Origin of the sequence: Rhizobium jaguaris (genome assembly GCF_003627755.1) — a bacterium.
GTDB classification, from domain to species: domain Bacteria; phylum Pseudomonadota; class Alphaproteobacteria; order Rhizobiales; family Rhizobiaceae; genus Rhizobium; species Rhizobium jaguaris.
Window position 1 is genome coordinate 34,020 of sequence record NZ_CP032696.1, and the last position, 15,770, is coordinate 49,789.

Here is a 15,770-nt window from a genome sequence, read left to right on the forward strand (position 1 = left end):
CGCGACCAATGTGCACCTTATGAAACCTTGAAGGATGCCATTGACCGAATCGCGCTTTGCGACAAGTTCGGCACGGACAACCGCGTCCTCGATCGCCATTGCGCGCCCTGGGCCACGCTTGGCGAGCAGGCGTGCGCACCATCACCGATCACAACAGGAAAGTGGTGGATCTGTGCGAGAACGTATCCGGAACTCAGGTCTGTTTAACCTTGGATGTAGTTGCTTTTTTGCCCTTGAGAGCTTTGTAAAGGGCGGTTGTTCCGATTTTCATGCGGGCCGCGGCTTCCCGGACGTTCAAACCGGCAGCCAGATGCCGACGGGCTTTGGCAAGTTTCTCCGGGGTTACGATGATTGTCGGCCACCGCGTCGACCGCGCTCCTTTGCGTCTTGCAGACCGGCACGTGTTCGTGCTCTGATCAGATCGTGCTCGAACTGCGCCAATGCCCCGAAATGGTGGAAGACCAGGCGACGGCCGGATGTCGTGGTGTCGATGTTTTCGGTGATGGATCGAAAACCGATGCCTTTGGCCTCCGGCCGGGACAGCGTCGACGATGCCTGAGCGGCGGCGTTCCTTTTACGAGATCTAGCAAGTCGTTTAAGTCTATCCGACAGGAATCGCATATCGCCTCCTCATTGTCGCTGGAAGCGATCATGGATGCGTGGCAAGATGCTCTTGCTGCTGCATTGCTGTCTCGCCAAGGAGCAAGCCCACCTCCGCAACATCATCCTCGGAGCTGAGCTTTCCGATCTGCAAGCACCCGGAGGTCAGGTGCTCTGCAGATTCTTGCAGTGTTTAGGAGGTGGTAAGAAGTTTTAGCCTTCGTTTATCACTACGCTTCAGAACACATTGCGGTATCGACTTCCCTCTCTCGCTCGTCGAGCAGGGAGTTGGAAAGTGATCACCGGATCTGTCCTCAAAGCGCGCACATATAGTCCAAATTTCAAGGGCGGCCACCCGCTTTCCGACGTCACGCGCAGAGCGCCTGCCACATTTGGCCGGACCCGGATGCGTCACTCATTCTCTTCAAGTTGCTTCGAGCACCATGTTGAAGGGCGTCTGGGCTGCACGCCGGATGTGAGTGAAACCGCCTGAGCGGATCACCTCGGCCAATCGCCGCTCTCCAGCTTGCGCACCGAGCGCGAGCCCTGTCTCCTGGGCAAGCGAGGTCGGAACGCAGATCATCGTCGAGGCTGAGTAGTAGAGCCGTCCAACCGGATTGATATTCTCCTCCAGGGTATCTCCGGCCGTTGGTTCGACCACCATCCAGACCCCGCCTTCTTTTAACGCCTTTCGGATATGAGCCGCCGCGGCTTTCGGGTCGCCCATGTCGTGCAAGCAGTCGAAGCAGGTGATCAAATCGAAATCTCGGCCGTCGAAATCCTGCGCCCGGCCAACCTGGAAGTGCAGGTTCGTCAACCCGTGTGCCTGGGCGTGCGCGGTCGCAGCGGTAATCGAGCCTGCATGGAAGTCGTAGCCCACAAAGCGGGAATTGGGAAACGCCTGCGCCAGAAGGATCGTGGATAGCCCGTGCCCACATCCGACGTCCGCCACCTTCGCGCCCGTTTTCAATCTATCGGTGACACCGTCGAGTGCCGGCAGCCAGTCCTGCACGAGGGAATTAACATAACCTGGGCGGAATAGTCGCGCGACGGCGCAGAACATGCAGCCAGCCTGATCGCTCCAGGCAACGCCTCGGCCGGTTTTGAAGGCGGACTGCACCTTCGGCTGGTTTTCGACCATCGCAGCAGCGGTATCGAACGCGCCAACGAGATTGACCGCGCTGTCCGGCTCGGCAAACACGAAGGCCTGCTCCGGCGTCAGCGAGAACAATCCTCGCTCATGATGCACATAACCTGAGGCGGCCTGTGCCGCCAGCCACTCCCGCACATAACGAGGTGCGCATCCCGAGGCATCGGCAAGTTCGTCGGCCTTCACCGGCCCGACTGCCTTCAGCGTCCTGTATAGCCCGAGAGCATCTCCAATCCGTACCAGCGGCACGCTGACCGCTCCGCCAAGGTCGCCAAGGACGCGGCCCACGAGTTCATTGAGCGTTGTTTCGTTGATTTCCGTCATGTGAATTCCTCATGATTTGTGGCGGCCTCATGCGCCACTTGCGGCTTGAGGGGTCGGTCGGCAACAGATGAACTCGATGCCCTCGATTTCGGGTGTATGCACCGCCTACGCTTTGCATAGACGCTTATCTAGCAACCTGCGCACCACTCTAACTGGATTGCCTCCTCGCGCGACAGTAACGCGTAGACGGTTGCGCTGCGAAAAATCGGGCGGTCTAATCGCCATCCGTTTTCAGCAAAATAGTGCCGCCGATGATACCTCCGTCGCGCTCTCTACAAGATTCGGCCGCAATGCTTTCCAGGCGCCGTCGTCGCTACAATCAGTTACACGCATCGCGCACCGCATACTTTGTCATTTAAGCCCCATCGGATTTGGGTTTAGCGCCCCGGCTTCTTCTGAGCACTACTCGTGCCAATCATGTCGCCCCGGCAACCGTTCGAGATTGCACATGTTTCATTGGGGGGTGTAGGGTTGCGGACATGTCGTGTTCGCAATCCGCCCCCGATCAGTGCCGCGATGGAAGTTCAGGGCTGGGCGACAAGGAATGAGCGAAGGCGGTATGAACGAACGCCCGGATCTTGATGCAAGCTGCGGGTCTGAAAGCCGAGGAACTGAGGATGGCCAACACTGATCTGATTCCGGCATCACTGCTCGCACGCAAGGCTGTCGTTAATGTGCGGCAGTCAACACAACCAAAGGTCATGTCTAACTTGGAATCATCAGCGGCCGAAGAAGTCGTTCTCTTTCCCAACCTGATTTCGCGATTCAAGGTGCAGACGGACAGGCTGGTTGCGATTTCGCTCACTGGGGCGACCAGCCATAATCCGCCGTCGGCCTCTCCAGCGCGTGCGCTGCGTCAGACGCGAGGCGATCAAGGGCCAAATATAGAGTATGTAAGGGCGCTTAGGAAAATGAATGCTCTCCACACTGGTATGAAGATGAGCTTCCTCCCGCTCCGGCGTCAGTTCTTCAGCACCCCATCTGCTATGCACGACAGATTGCGTTTGAGAAAATTCTTCCGATAAGTCGCCGCTGAAAACAGCAATTCAATCCACTTTGCTTCGAAGATTAGAACATCTTCGCCTATCTAAAATCTACTAAAAATATAGGGTAAATTATCTAATCGAACTGGATCTGTCGTCATATGAACATCCTCGCACTGAGTGGCAACGTCAAAAGACCATCTAGGACGGCGTCTCTGGTCAACCTCGCCGCCGATCGCCTGCGGCAACGCGTTGGTGGCCACGTGCAGTCCATCGAGCTTGTCGACGCGGCGCCCGTGCTCTTTCGCGCGCTTAGAGCGGACCAGCTCGATACCGAGGGCAAGGCAATCATTGCCGCGGTGGAAGGCGCCGATATCATCATCGTTGGATCGCCCGTCTATCGCGCGTCCTACAGCGGCGCGCTGAAGCATCTGTTTGACCTCGTCGACTATCGAGCGCTGACGGGCAAGCGTGTCGTCCTCGCCGCAACCGGCGGCACGCCGTTGCATGGCCTGATGCTTGAGCACCAATTGCGCCCGCTCTTCGGCTTCTTCAATGCGTTAACGCTCCCGACCGCAATCTATGCGCTCGAGGACGACTTTACAGATTACGAACTCACGAACCCTGCCGTCCTCCAGCGTATCGATCGAGCCGTCGAGGAGGTCGCAGTAATCACGCCAGCGCTCGGCATTGGAGCGACCGCTACTGCCGCGCCGGGCAAACACAGCGGATTGGCGGCTTAGTCCATAGAACGAAATTCAAGAGGGAGCCCTTAGATGTCTTTTTCCAATGCCTCGACCGATCCGGTCAAATTTGCTTATTGGGTGCCGAACGTTTCGGGCGGCCTGGTGATTTCGAATATCGAACAGCGCACAAGCTGGACAATCGAATACAACAGAAAGCTTGCGCAGATCGCCGAAGCGAGCGGGTTCGACTATGCCTTGAGCCAGATCCGTTTCACGGCGGGTTATGGAGCGGAATTTCAGCATGAGTCCGTTTCCTTCAGTCACGCCCTGCTTGAATCGACGACGACATTGAAGGTGATCGCGGCGATCCTGCCAGGTCCTTGGAATCCGGCCCTTGCCGCAAAGCAGATTGCCACCATCAACCACCTGACCAACGGGCGCGTCGCAGTCAATATCGTCAGTGGCTGGTTCCGCGGCGAATTTGCGGCCATTGGCGAGCACTGGCTTGATCATGATGAGCGCTATCGTCGCTCGGAGGAGTTCATCCGTGCACTTCGCGGCATCTGGACCGAGGACAATTTCACCTTCCGCGGCGATTTCTATCGCTTCAACAATTATTCGCTGAAGCCGAAACCGATCGACCCGCAGCCGGAGATTTTCCAGGGCGGCTCCTCCCGTGCCGCTCGCGACATGGCGGCCCGGGTGTCTGACTGGTATTTCACCAACGGCAATACGCCGGCCGAGATCCGCAAGCAGGTTGACGACATCCGATCGAAGGCCAAGGAGAATGGCCATTCCGTGCGGATCGGGGTAAACGCCTTCGCAATCGTGCGCGAGACGGAGGAAGAAGCCAAGGCAGTGCTTGCCGAGATCATCGAGAAGGCCAATCCCGAGGCGGTCAATGCTTTCGGGCATGAAGTGAAGAACGCCGGCAAGGCGTCGCCGGAAGGCGAAGGAAACTGGGCGAAATCCTCTTTCGAAGATCTCGTTCAATATAATGACGGCTTCCGCTCGAACCTCATCGGCACGCCACGGCAGGTTGCCGAGCGGGTTGTCGCGCTGAAGCAGGCGGGTGCGGATCTGATCCTGCTGGGTTTCCTGCATTTCCAGGAGGAGGTCGAGTATTTCGGCAAGCATGTGATCCCGCTGGTTCGTGAGCTCGAAGAGGCTGCTAGTACCCAGCCAGTGGCGGCCGAATAGGCTCGCCGCAGCAAAATATCTCATAAGTGAAACATGATGGGTGCGTGGGCCGATTGGTCCACGCCGACGGGATTGGCGTGCCATGTTCAAGCCGCGCCCGAGCCGAATGGAGGACACTGAATGCCTGCCGCGACCTATTCCCTTGACGTGCTGGATCCCGGTACGCTGCGGGGCTCCGGCGACCAGATTGCCCGCGCGTTGCCACCGGGCAAGACCGGCGGCATCCCGCAGCATGACGAAGAGACCCATGCTCTCTCTTTGCATGGCATCAGCCTGTCATTCGGTGGCGTCGCTGCCTTGGTCGATGTAGACCTTTCTGTTGAGCCGGGGGAGATCCGGGCGATCATCGGTCCGAATGGCGCCGGCAAGAGCTCGCTGATCAACGTCATCAGCGGTGTCTATCGCTCGAACCATGGCCATGTTCGTATCGGTTCCCACACTTATCGCCATGTGCCGACGGGACGGCTGGCGTCGCTCGGCGTTGCGCGCACGTTCCAGAACCTCGCATTGTTCAAGGGTTTGAGCGTCATCGATAACGTCATCGCCGGTCGGGCCTATACGGTGGGCTCGAGCTTTGCCGAACAGATCCTCGGCCTTGGCCGCGCACGCCGCGAAGAGGCGGATGCGCGTGAGCGGGCGGCCCGTATTATCGGGTTCCTGCATCTGGATCAGGTCAGCGATCGTCTCGTAGGCACGCTGCCCTATGGGCTGCAAAAACGCGTCGAGCTCGCCCGCGCGCTGGTGGCCGAACCGAAGGTCCTGCTCCTGGACGAGCCCATGGCGGGAATGACGGCGAGCGAAAAGAACGACATGGCCGACTTCATCCGGACTGCCCGAGATCAGTATGACACCACGGTCATCCTTATCGAACACGATATCGGCGTGGTCATGCAGCTTTCCGACCGGATCGCGGTCCTCGACTACGGCCGCAAGATCGCCGACGGCAGCCCGGACGAGATCCGTTCCGACGAGCGCGTCATCGACGCCTATCTCGGCGTCGTCGCGGAAAACGAGGATGGGGAGGGCATCTGATGGCAGATTTCGACTGGCTGTTTCTGATCGAAGTGCTGGTTGGCGGCTTGCTGTCGGGCGTGATGTATTCGCTCGTCGCCATCGGTTTCGTGCTGATCTATAAGACGTCGGGCGTCCTCAATTTCGCTCAAGGGGCGATGTTGCTATTTGCCGCACTGACCTTCGTCAGCCTTCTTGAGCGCGGCGTCCCCTTTGCCTTGGCGCTCGTCATTACATTCGCTGTCATGGTGCTGATCGGTCTCGCCGTCGAGCGCACGGTGCTGCGGCCGTTGGCCAACAAGCCGCCGATCACGCTTTTCATGGCGACGCTTGGGCTCTCCTATATCATCGAGGGGGCGGCTCAGCTCATCTGGGGCACGCAGGTCCACGGTCTGGAGCTCGGGATCGAGGATGTTCCCTTCGATGTCGGCGGCGTATTCATCAGCCAGTTCGATCTATTTGCCGCCGCCGTCGCCGGATTGATGGTGGCGGTGCTGTCTGCCTTCTTCCGCTATACCCGAATTGGGTTGGCATTCAGGGCCGTAGCAGATGATCAGTTCGCCGCGCTTGCGGTCGGGCTTAAACTGCCCTGGATTTGGGCAACGGTCTGGGCGGCTGCCGGTGTCGTGGCGCTGGTTGCTGGCCTGTTGTGGGGCGCCCGGCTCGGCGTGCAGTTCTCCCTCTCGCTGGTGGTGCTCAAAGCGCTGCCCGTTCTCGTGCTCGGCGGCTTTGATTCCATTCTGGGTGCGATCGTCGGCGGTCTCCTGATCGGCGCGACCGAGAAGCTCGCGGAAGTTTATATCGGCGAATATTTCGGCGGCGGCATCGAAAGTTGGATCGCCTATGTCGCAGCACTCGCCTTCCTGCTCATCCGCCCCTCCGGCCTGTTTGGGCAAAAGCTCGTGGAAAGGGTCTGATATGGCTGTCATTACCGCCGATCTTCATCTCACACGGTTCTTCAGTCGTTGGCTGACACCGATTGCCATCCTTGCAGGCGCCTACCTCGTGGTTCCCTTTATCGGTTCGACCTATCTGTTCGAGGCAATCCTTTTGCCGTTCCTGGCGCTCAGCCTTGCCGGGGTCGGGCTGAATCTGCTTACCGGTTATGCAGGCCAGGTCTCGCTCGGAAGCGCTGCCTTCATGGCCGTCGGTGCCTTTGCCGCTTACAATTTTAATCTACGCGTCGATAGCCTGCCTTTGATCGTCAGTATCTTGCTGGCCGGCCTTCTAGCGGCGGTAATTGGCATCGTCTTCGGCCTGCCAAGCCTCAGATTGAAGGGTTTTTATCTGGCGGTGTCGACGCTGGCCGCGCAGTTCTTCGTGCAGTGGGCTCTCACTAAGTTTAGCTGGTTTTCCAACGACTCTGCTTCAGGCGTCATCGATGCGCCACCTTTGACGCTTGCCGGCGTGGAATTTACAGGTCCGGCAGGCCGCTATCTCTTTTCGCTTACCATCGTCGTGGTGCTAACCTTCCTGGCGCATCGGCTGACGATGTCTCAAACCGGCCGCAACTTCATCGCCGTTCGGGACAATGAGATCGCGGCGCGCATCATCGGCGTGCCCGTGCTGAGAACCAAGTTGCTGGCCTTCGCGATCTCCTCTTTCATCATCGCGGTTGCGGGAGCGCTTTGGGCCTTTGCTTATCTGAGGACCGTCGAGCCGGCCGGCTTCAATCTCGACCGATCGTTCCAGATCCTTTTCATCATCATCATCGGCGGGCTTGCCTCGACGCGGGGCGCCTTTCTCGGCGCCGCCCTGATCGTCGTCTTTCCGCTCGTGCTGTCCCGACTGGGCTCGTTCCTGCTCGGTGATGTCTTCGATTCCGGCGTGCTCGACATGAGCCAGCGCATCGTGCTCGGCGCCCTGATCATTCTGTTTCTGATCCTCGAACCGGACGGGCTTTCCTCCCTCTGGGGCGAGATCCGAAGGCGGTTCGGCTCTGCCGTCAGCAGGCCGGCCTGACCAAGCCGGGGCACAAGCTCCGCAGACATCAAACCCATCGCTCATTCAACCCAGTTCCGGCCATCACACCGGACAATACCCGGAGTGTATCCAAACATGACCATGCTTGCGAAATTGAAGGCCGCCGTCATAGCAACTGGACTGGCCGTCTCGGCCGCGATACCGGCCGCCCATGCCGACGAACAATATTTTCCGCTACAAAGCTATCGCGTTGGGCCCTATGCGGCCGGCGGTACCGGCTTCTTCGGCGGTTTCATCGATTACCTGAACCTCATCAACACGCGGGATGGCGGCGTCAACGGCGTCAAGCTCACCTGGTCGGAAGCGGAAACGCAATACGAGGTCGAACGCGGCGTCGAGGCCTACGAGCGTCTCAAGAGCAATCCGAATATCGCCGCCTGGAACCCGCTTTCCGTGGGTATCGCCTATGCCATGATCGACCGCATCACGCAGGACAAGGTGCCGTTGATCACCATCAACCACGGTCGCACGGATTCCACCGACGGCCGCGTTTTCCCCTATGTCTTTCCGCTGCTGCTCAATCCCTACAGCGAGACCTCGGGCATCGTGAACTACATCGGCTCGAAGCTCGGCGGCCTCGACAAGCTGAAGGGCAAGAAGATCATCGTGCTGTATCACGGCTCGCCTTACGGCAAGGAAACGATCCCGATCTATGAACTCCTGTCGCAGAAATACGGCTTCGAACTGCAGCAGATCGAGGTGCCGCATCCCGGCAATGAGCAACAGGCGCAATGGCTGACGATCCGCCGCGCCAAGCCGGATTACGTCGTGCTGCGCGGCTGGGGTGTCATGAACCCGGTCGCCCTGAAAACCGCGGCCAAGACCGGCTTTCCTGCAGACCATATCATCGGCAATGTCTGGTCGAACTCGGAAGAGGACGTGATCCCGGCCGGCGACGCCGCGAAGGGATATACCGCCATCACCACCCAGGCTTCCGGCACGGAGTATCCGATCGTCCAGGAGATCGTGAAGACGCTCTACGACAACGGCAAGGGTAATCTCGAAGACAAAAAGCGCATCGGCTCCGTCTATCACAATCTCGGCATCGTCAACGGCATCCTGAATGTGGAAGCGATCCGTATTGCCCAGGAAAAATTCGGACACCGGACCCTGACTGGCGACGAGGTTCGCTGGGGCTTCGAGCATCTGCAGCTTGATCCGGCTCGCGTCGAGGCGCTTGGCGCCAAGGGTCTGTTCCATTCCATCAACGTCACCTGGGACAATCACGAGGGCAATGGCTACGTGACCTTCCAGCAGTGGGACGGCAAGAAATGGAACGTCGTCTCCGATTGGATTGCGCCGGACTGGGCACTGCTCCGGCCGATCATTGAGAAATCGTCGGAAGCCTACGCCAAGGAAAAGGGCATCAAGTTGCGCACGTCTGAAGACGCACAGGCCGTGACGAACTGAGCCCCGTGGCTGGGCATCGGCAGCGCGGCCATGCTGCCGTCTGCCGGTGCCCGGCTCGCCTACGAAACCGCACTGAAATTGGGTGGACCATGGCTGGAAAAGACGTTCTGCTGAGCGTGGACGGGATCAAAGCGACCTATAATGGGGCAATCACGGCGCTTCACGGTGTGAGCCTCACACTGCGCCGCGGCGAGATTCTGGCGCTGCTGGGTGCTAACGGCGCCGGCAAGACGACGACTCTCAAGGCAATTTCGAATCTGCTTCCGGCCGAGCGCGGCGAAATTACCGCCGGCGGCGTTCTATACGAGGGCCGCGACGTCACCACGGCAACGCCGGCCGAATTGGTGCGCGCCGGTCTGGTGCAGGTCCTTGAGGGCCGGCATTGCTTCCGCAATTTGTCCATCGAGGAAAATCTCGTTTCCGGCGGTCTCGGACGGAGCGGCTCGCGCGCCGAGATCGCCGCGGATCTGGAGAGAATCTACACGATTTTTCCCCGACTGAAGGAGAAGCGCCGCGCATTGGCCGGCCTTACGTCAGGCGGTGAACAGCAAATGACGGCGATCGGCCGTGCGCTGATGTCGCGTCCAAAGCTTTTGGTGCTCGACGAGCCGTCCATGGGGCTGGCCCCGATGGTCGTGCAGGACATTTTCCGGACGCTGCGGCGGCTCAATGTTGAAAGCGGTCTTTCCATTCTCGTTGCCGAACAGAATTCGGCGATTGCTCTGCGCTATGCGGACCGCGCGACAGTCCTCGAAAACGGCGCCGCCGTGCTTTCGGGAGATGCGGCCGAGTTGCGCGGGCGCGAGGACGTTAAGGCATTTTATCTCGGCCAGAAAACCACGCCGGTACCCACACCCGCCGCAACAGGCCTCCCACCGGCCTGATCGGCCGCCATCGTCAACCAGGAGAAACCATCATGACGCTCTCACAGGTCAATACCGAAAATGCCGTCAAGGCTGTGCCGGCGGTTCCTCGCCCGGGCGAGCCTGCCCATGTCATCAAAGACGATGCCGAGGCAATCGCCGTTGCCCGCGGGCTTGCCGCCGAATTCGTGAAAGACTCGGCCAAGCGCGACCGCGAACGCATTTGGCCCGTCGCTGAGCTGGATGCCTTCTCTCAAAGCGGCTTGTGGTCCATCAATGTGCCAAAAGCCTTCGGCGGTCCGGAGGTGTCGTACGCCACGCTCGCAAAGGTTATCGAGATCATATCGGCAGCGGATTCCTCGATCGGCCAGATCGCCCAGAACCATCTGGGCGTCGTTGCCGCTATCCGGACCGTATCGGATCCCGCCCAACAGAAACTTCTGTTTGCCGAGGTGCTGAAGGGCACCCGCTTCGGCAACGCTTTTTCGGAATTCGGTTCCAAACGGGCGGTCGATTTCGAGACGCGCTTCACCGATGCCGGCGACCACGTCGTCGTCAACGGGCGCAAGTTCTATTCCTCCGGCGCGCTGCTCGCGCATCTCGTGCCGATCGTCGCGCTCGATGACGAAGGGCGGGCCTGGTATGCGATTGCCGAGCGGGATGCGCCTGGGCTCACCGTCATCGATGACTGGTCCTCGTTCGGGCAGCGCACGACGCTGTCGGGCACCGTGCTGCTCGACAACGTCAAGGTGCCGAAGACCCATCTCGTGCCTGGATACAAGGGCTATGAAGTGCCGACCGCCGATGGCGCGATTTTCCAGATCATCCAGGTTGCCGTCGACACCGGTATCGCGCAGGCCGCCATTGACGAGACGGTCGCCTTCGTGCGCACCAAGAGCCGGGCATGGGTCGACAGCGGCCAGGATCATGCCTGGGAGGATCCCTATACGATCCAGGCCGTCGGCGACCTGACCTTGCGCCTGCATGCCGCGCAAGCGCTTCTGGAAAAAGCCGGCTATGCAATCGATCGCGCCGTGCTGAACCCCAATGCGGACACCGTCGCCGAAGCGCAGATCGTGACGGCAGAGGCCAAGATCCTGTCGACCGAAATCGCAATTGCGGCGACCAATAAGCTGTTCGAACTCGCAGGCACCCGCTCAACGCTCGCCGAACACAATCTCGATCGCCATTGGCGCAATGCGCGCACCCATACGCTCCATGACCCTGTGCGCTGGAAATACGCCATTCTCGGAAGATACTTCCTGAATGGCGAAAATCCTCCCCTGCATGCATGGAGTTGACGATCCGAACAGGTTTCTCGCGACGAAGCAAACCAAATGCGGCCTCTGCCAAACACATGGCGGAGGCTATCTGCACTATCAAAAACTAGCGCAGGTCAATGGTAAGAGGAGCTACCAAGCACCGTTGCGTCTAGAAGCATCAATTTTCAAGGCTCCCAGAATAGCGGAGACGTCCAAATTCGGGATTGGTCCCGCTGACGCGCCGTTATGAACAGCGGATGTTCTCGTCCCGGATCGAGCTCGAGTTCGTGCAACGAGATCTCGCCCGCAAGATCCCTGGACAGTGGTTTGATTGCCTGGATACCAGGCTTCTCGTCATAGGAGCCGATCGCGACCCGCATGCCCGATTTGTTCAACTTGGCTGCTGCCTTTTTCAGGACCTGGACCTCGCGATGGACACACAAGACCTCCGCCATCTTCTGCTCGAACTCGGCATCGCGACGTTTCAGATAGTGGCGTATCTTGTGCGGTTTAATGTCCTCCTGGCCAAGGAGCTTGCTCACGATACCCTGAACCAGACGGGCCAGACAGGAATGTCCGGCCCGCCGGTCCGTCGCAAAGGACATGAGGGAAATATCCTCAGCCCATCAGCCCATGAGGACAGTTTCAGCCGGGAAATTCTGCCACCGGTGGACACCTGGCCCGATCTTCTGCTCGATGGCTTCGATTACCCTGATCGTCTGAACGTCGCTGTCGAACTGACCGATGCCATGGTCGCGAAGGGGTTTGGCGATCGTGCCGCCTTGATCGGCGCAAGGCGCCGGCGAACCTACAAAGAGCTTGCAAACGGGACCAATCGCCTCGCAAACGCGCTTGTGGATCACTTGGGCGTGAGGCTGGGCAACAGGGTGCTGATTCGCTCGGCGAATAATCCCGCGATGGTGACGTGCTTGTTGGCTGCGACAAAGGGGGCGCCGTTGTCGTCAACACCATGCCGATGCCGCGCCGGAGAATTGACCAAGTATCACAACAAGGCCGAGATCAGCCATGCACTTTGCGACATCCGGCTGATGGATGAACTACAATAGAAGCATCAGATATTCGCGGCTGTGTAAAATTCAAAAGGGACAATGTGCTGCAACACAGTCGGTGATCGGTCAGTATCAAGCGCTTCCGCCATTGCGCGAACCATGGTCTCTCCTAGCAGCTTCGCTGGATGGGATAGGACGACTTTGATCAGACCCTCAGCGAGACCGGCTCTTGTTTCATTCGTAAGTTCGTGCGCTATGACGACAAGGCGTTTGGCTGCTGGCCCTCCATCCTCCCGCAAGGCTCTCATCACGCCTGTGATACCGCCGCCGGCGACGTAGAGACCGACCCAATTCGGCTCGGTCTGCAGAAGACGCTGTGTGGCTTCATAGGCGATCTCGGGCTCTTCAAGGGTCGCAACCGTCTCCAACATCTGGAAGCCCGATGCGGTCTCTCGAAAATACGATCGAAAGCCCATTTCGTTCAGCTCTTGGGCAAGATAGCGGTGACTTCCGACGAAGACAGAAACCTTGCCGCCATTGCCATTTAGCCCAGCTATGAACCAAGCCGCCGTACGGCCCTTCTTGACACAATCGTTGCCGACATATCCTGCGCGCGCGGCGGTGGAAATGTCGGAAATCATGGTCACGACCGGAATGTTTTCTGCGGCGAGGCCATCGACCGCGTGATTCACTTGCGGGTGGTCGGAGGTGATCATTCCGATGACGTCGGCTTCGCGGCTGAGAGCGTAGATTGCCTCGGCAGCTTTGTCAGGCGCAAGGTCGTCCATGAACCTAACGACGGCCCTTCCATCGGCATCAGGAAAGGCTTCGGTCGCTGCAACCAGAATGTCGCTCCACATCTGATAAAGCCTGCGGTGAGATCGCTTTAGAAGAAAGCCAAACTTGATCGCCGGCTTGTCGTGCTCGAGCCGCCGCTCGATGGCCGTCATGCCGTGGAACCCGATCTGTCGGGCGGCGCTCAGAACCCGCTCCACTGTCTGCGGACGCACCGAGTCGCGGCCGTTCAGCACACGATCGACTGTTGAAATGCTTACGTTAGCGGCCTTTGCCAAATCTGAGATCGTCGGGCGAGACATGTCAAACCTTTCATAATCTTTCGCAATTCATCTTCCAGTTAAAGTCAGTTTGGCGCGAGAGCTTCGGAGGTTCTCTCTTCTGGAGGAAATACTCTCATGTCTGCGACCTTTCAAAGGGTGACGCCGCTTTCGGACGCCGACGGCGATCGCGCGCCTATGGATAACGGTCCGGCTTAGTTCTTGAAATGCGCTTGATCACCAAGGCGTTCCTTATCGTCATCGACACCCATTCTTCACCCGGACCTGGGGAGGCGGGAGGTGGGTTTTAGTGGGACGTCGCAGTTCCGGAGGTTGGAAATTCCGAATTGATGGAGGTAGCGCGATCGGAATACGTGCGCAAGCGCAGTCTCCAGCACGGCGTAGTATGAGCAAGGCGCAGGGGCGCGCAGCAGAGACATGCCGATCGCCGATTGCACTCATTCAAACAATCAATTTTACGCAGCGTCTCGAAGGCCTTAAAAATCGCACGACGGACGGAGTTGAAAGAAGCTTAGGCGGGCAAGTCATCGCATCCGCGGCCCGCGAGCTGGAGACGATCGAGGGTCCTTCGGTAAGTCACCGGAGATGAGTGTGTCTGACGAAAGTTCGCAGGACCATATTGCCTCTGTCGAGGTCGGCTAGGCGGCTAGACCACCCGCCGATGGTGCCGGCTCCAGACGCAATTGAGCTGTGTGCAACTGGGAATCCTTCCGGCCTTACGACAGCGGTTAGAACGTGCGCGATGGCGGTAATGGAGCGCCAATCTCTGCCGAGGAAAGTCCGCTGAGGGAAGTTACAGGGACGCTCACCTTCGATTGTGACGGCTGTAGACCTCGCCATGTGGTGCCGTTATCGATCACGAGTTCTTTGGTGGCGCCCGATTACGACGAATTTTGGTTTCTATCCATGATTGAGGTGACGCATAGTGTATAGCTTTTTGCTTGCGTCCTGGGGGACGTCGGGTAATCTGGCCCCGTTGTTGACTGCAGCTCGACGACTGCAAGGGCGCGGCCATAGCGTCCGTATCATGGCCGATCCAGAGATGCAGCGTGAAGTGGCTGCGGCGGGTTTCGACTTCGTGTGCTGGCGTCGTGCCCCAATAGGCATCGACGCGGACCCGACTTGCTTTTCAGACATGCGCGACTGGTTCCAAAAGGCGGTCTTCGGCCCCGCGCCAGCTTATGCGGCCGACATCCATGATGAGATCGGCCGCGTCCCGACGGATGCTGTTGTTGCCATCGATATGTTGTTCGGTGCCGTACTGGCCGCCGAAGCTGCGGGCGTGCCCATCGCAATGTTGTCACCCCATGTGAGTCTTCGCCCTCTGCCAGGGATTCCGCCGGCCACCAGCGGACTCGTGCAGCCGCAAACGCCGGAAGAGCGGATCGCGACTGCGGCGGCGAACGAAGACTGGGTTTGCTTCCTAAACCAATTCCTTTCGATTCTAAACGAAGCGCGTGCCGGCCTCGGCCTCTCCGGCTTAGCCAAGACGGTGGATTTGTTCGAATGTGCCGATCGGTACTTGCTGGCGATCAGCCGGGCTTTTGACTTTGCGGCCGACCTCCTGCCGGACAACGTTCGTTATGTTGGGCCGCTGCTGGAGCAACCAAATTGGTCAAAGAGCTGGAAAGCGCCTTGGCCAGTGGACCCCAATCGACCTCGTGTGCTCGTCGCCTGCAGCTCCGGCGCTCAGGGTCAGGACGACTTGGTCCAAAGGATCATCAGCGCACTGGGTACGCTGGATGTGTTCGCGGTGGCGACCATCGGCCCCCATGTTGACGCGGGGAAGCTGGTCGCCCCCACGAACGTGCATCTGCTGCACGGCGCACCGCATGACGTAGTGATGAAGGAAGTCTGCCTTGTGGTAACGCAGGGCGGCCACGGCACCGTCAGCCGAGGGTTGATAAACGGCCTGCCGCAATTGGTGCTCCCCAACGGGCGCGACCAAGGGGATAATGCGGCACGAGTTGTGTCGAAGGGAGCTGGTCTAAGGCTACCACCGAGTGCGAGTGAGGCTGAGATCGCCGATGCTGTCAGTCGGCTACTTCAGGAACCGGGTTATCGTGCTGCGGCGCGCCGCTTGGGTGATGGCATCAAAGCGGAAATCGCCGCCTCCGGTCTCGTTGACGAATTGGAGGCTATGGTGGCAAAGAGGCGTATTGTCGGATCGCCGACCTGATGCAGGCGGTTTGATCGTGCATTCGGATTGTTC

12 protein-coding genes and 2 pseudogenes are annotated in these 15,770 nt (G+C 59.1%); 11 read left to right on the top strand and 3 right to left on the bottom strand.

Annotated features, from left to right (window positions below; all coding sequences use genetic code 11):
* Positions 1 to 193 precede the first annotated feature (193 nt).
* Positions 194 to 603, bottom strand: a pseudogene (locus CCGE525_RS34355) (recombinase family protein); the annotation flags it as partial.
* 421 nt (positions 604 to 1,024) lie between these two features.
* Positions 1,025 to 2,074 (bottom strand): class I SAM-dependent methyltransferase, encoded by a 1,050-nt coding sequence (locus CCGE525_RS34360; RefSeq protein ID WP_120708822.1) that lies wholly within the window; start codon positions 2,072 to 2,074, stop codon positions 1,025 to 1,027.
* Positions 2,075 to 2,691: 617 nt separating this feature from the next.
* On the opposite strand from CCGE525_RS34360, the pseudogene CCGE525_RS39945 reads away from it, so the two are divergent.
* The 10 genes and pseudogenes from CCGE525_RS39945 to CCGE525_RS39950 all read left to right on the top strand — a co-directional run.
* Positions 2,692 to 2,793: pseudogene (locus tag CCGE525_RS39945) on the top strand (recombinase family protein); the annotation flags it as partial.
* Positions 2,794 to 3,218: 425 nt separating this feature from the next.
* A complete protein-coding gene (msuE, locus tag CCGE525_RS34370; protein ID WP_120708824.1) occupies positions 3,219 to 3,800 on the top strand; it encodes an FMN reductase in 582 nt (193 codons plus the stop codon).
* 33 nt (positions 3,801 to 3,833) lie between these two features.
* On the top strand, positions 3,834 to 4,943 hold the full coding sequence (sfnG, locus tag CCGE525_RS34375) for a dimethylsulfone monooxygenase SfnG (protein ID WP_120708825.1): 1,110 nt from the start codon (positions 3,834 to 3,836) through the stop codon (positions 4,941 to 4,943).
* Positions 4,944 to 5,063: 120 nt separating this feature from the next.
* Entirely contained in the window at positions 5,064 to 5,975 is a 912-nt protein-coding gene (locus CCGE525_RS34380) for an ABC transporter ATP-binding protein (protein ID WP_120708826.1), read from the top strand.
* Positions 5,975 to 6,871: a branched-chain amino acid ABC transporter permease gene (locus CCGE525_RS34385; RefSeq protein WP_120708827.1), complete on the top strand. Its 897-nt coding sequence runs from the start codon at positions 5,975 to 5,977 to the stop codon at positions 6,869 to 6,871. Before CCGE525_RS34380 ends, CCGE525_RS34385 begins: the two co-directional genes overlap by 1 nt.
* A 1-nt stretch (position 6,872) precedes the next feature.
* Positions 6,873 to 7,916, top strand: a complete 1,044-nt coding sequence (locus tag CCGE525_RS34390; protein ID WP_120708828.1) for a branched-chain amino acid ABC transporter permease — start codon at positions 6,873 to 6,875, stop codon at positions 7,914 to 7,916.
* Positions 7,917 to 8,012: 96 nt separating this feature from the next.
* Positions 8,013 to 9,347 (top strand): ABC transporter substrate-binding protein, encoded by a 1,335-nt coding sequence (locus CCGE525_RS34395; protein ID WP_120708829.1) that lies wholly within the window; start codon positions 8,013 to 8,015, stop codon positions 9,345 to 9,347.
* Between the two features lie 89 nt (positions 9,348 to 9,436).
* Complete coding sequence (locus tag CCGE525_RS34400; protein WP_120708830.1) at positions 9,437 to 10,231, top strand: ABC transporter ATP-binding protein; 795 nt, start codon at positions 9,437 to 9,439, stop codon at positions 10,229 to 10,231.
* A gap of 32 nt (positions 10,232 to 10,263) precedes the next feature.
* Complete coding sequence (locus CCGE525_RS34405; protein ID WP_120708831.1) at positions 10,264 to 11,511, top strand: SfnB family sulfur acquisition oxidoreductase; 1,248 nt, start codon at positions 10,264 to 10,266, stop codon at positions 11,509 to 11,511.
* Between the two features lie 185 nt (positions 11,512 to 11,696).
* Positions 11,697 to 12,539 (top strand): AMP-binding protein, encoded by an 843-nt coding sequence (locus tag CCGE525_RS39950; RefSeq protein ID WP_425375939.1) that lies wholly within the window; start codon positions 11,697 to 11,699, stop codon positions 12,537 to 12,539.
* Positions 12,540 to 12,544: 5 nt separating this feature from the next.
* On the opposite strand, the gene CCGE525_RS34420 is transcribed toward CCGE525_RS39950, so the two are convergent.
* On the bottom strand, positions 12,545 to 13,579 hold the full coding sequence (locus tag CCGE525_RS34420; RefSeq protein ID WP_120708832.1) for a LacI family DNA-binding transcriptional regulator: 1,035 nt from the start codon (positions 13,577 to 13,579) through the stop codon (positions 12,545 to 12,547).
* A 904-nt stretch (positions 13,580 to 14,483) separates the two neighbouring features.
* Here CCGE525_RS34420 and CCGE525_RS34425 point away from each other — a divergent pair.
* Entirely contained in the window at positions 14,484 to 15,737 is a 1,254-nt protein-coding gene (locus CCGE525_RS34425; RefSeq protein ID WP_342637470.1) for a glycosyltransferase, read from the top strand.
* Positions 15,738 to 15,770: the final 33 nt, after the last annotated feature.

Bases quoted from the DNA above. Each gene is read 5' to 3' on its own strand.
- CCGE525_RS34385 (WP_120708827.1), top strand. From the start codon at position 5,975: ATGGCAGATTTCGACTGGCTGTTTCTGATCGAAGTGCTGGTTGGCGGC.
- CCGE525_RS34395 (WP_120708829.1), top strand. From the start codon at position 8,013: ATGACCATGCTTGCGAAATTGAAGGCCGCCGTCATAGCAACTGGACTG.
- CCGE525_RS34380 (WP_120708826.1), top strand. From the start codon at position 5,064: ATGCCTGCCGCGACCTATTCCCTTGACGTGCTGGATCCCGGTACGCTG.
- CCGE525_RS34420 (WP_120708832.1), bottom strand. From the start codon at position 13,579: ATGTCTCGCCCGACGATCTCAGATTTGGCAAAGGCCGCTAACGTAAGC.
- msuE (WP_120708824.1), top strand. From the start codon at position 3,219: ATGAACATCCTCGCACTGAGTGGCAACGTCAAAAGACCATCTAGGACG.
- CCGE525_RS34400 (WP_120708830.1), top strand. From the start codon at position 9,437: ATGGCTGGAAAAGACGTTCTGCTGAGCGTGGACGGGATCAAAGCGACC.
- CCGE525_RS34360 (WP_120708822.1), bottom strand. From the start codon at position 2,074: ATGACGGAAATCAACGAAACAACGCTCAATGAACTCGTGGGCCGCGTC.
- sfnG (WP_120708825.1), top strand. From the start codon at position 3,834: ATGTCTTTTTCCAATGCCTCGACCGATCCGGTCAAATTTGCTTATTGG.
- CCGE525_RS34405 (WP_120708831.1), top strand. From the start codon at position 10,264: ATGACGCTCTCACAGGTCAATACCGAAAATGCCGTCAAGGCTGTGCCG.
- CCGE525_RS34390 (WP_120708828.1), top strand. From the start codon at position 6,873: ATGGCTGTCATTACCGCCGATCTTCATCTCACACGGTTCTTCAGTCGT.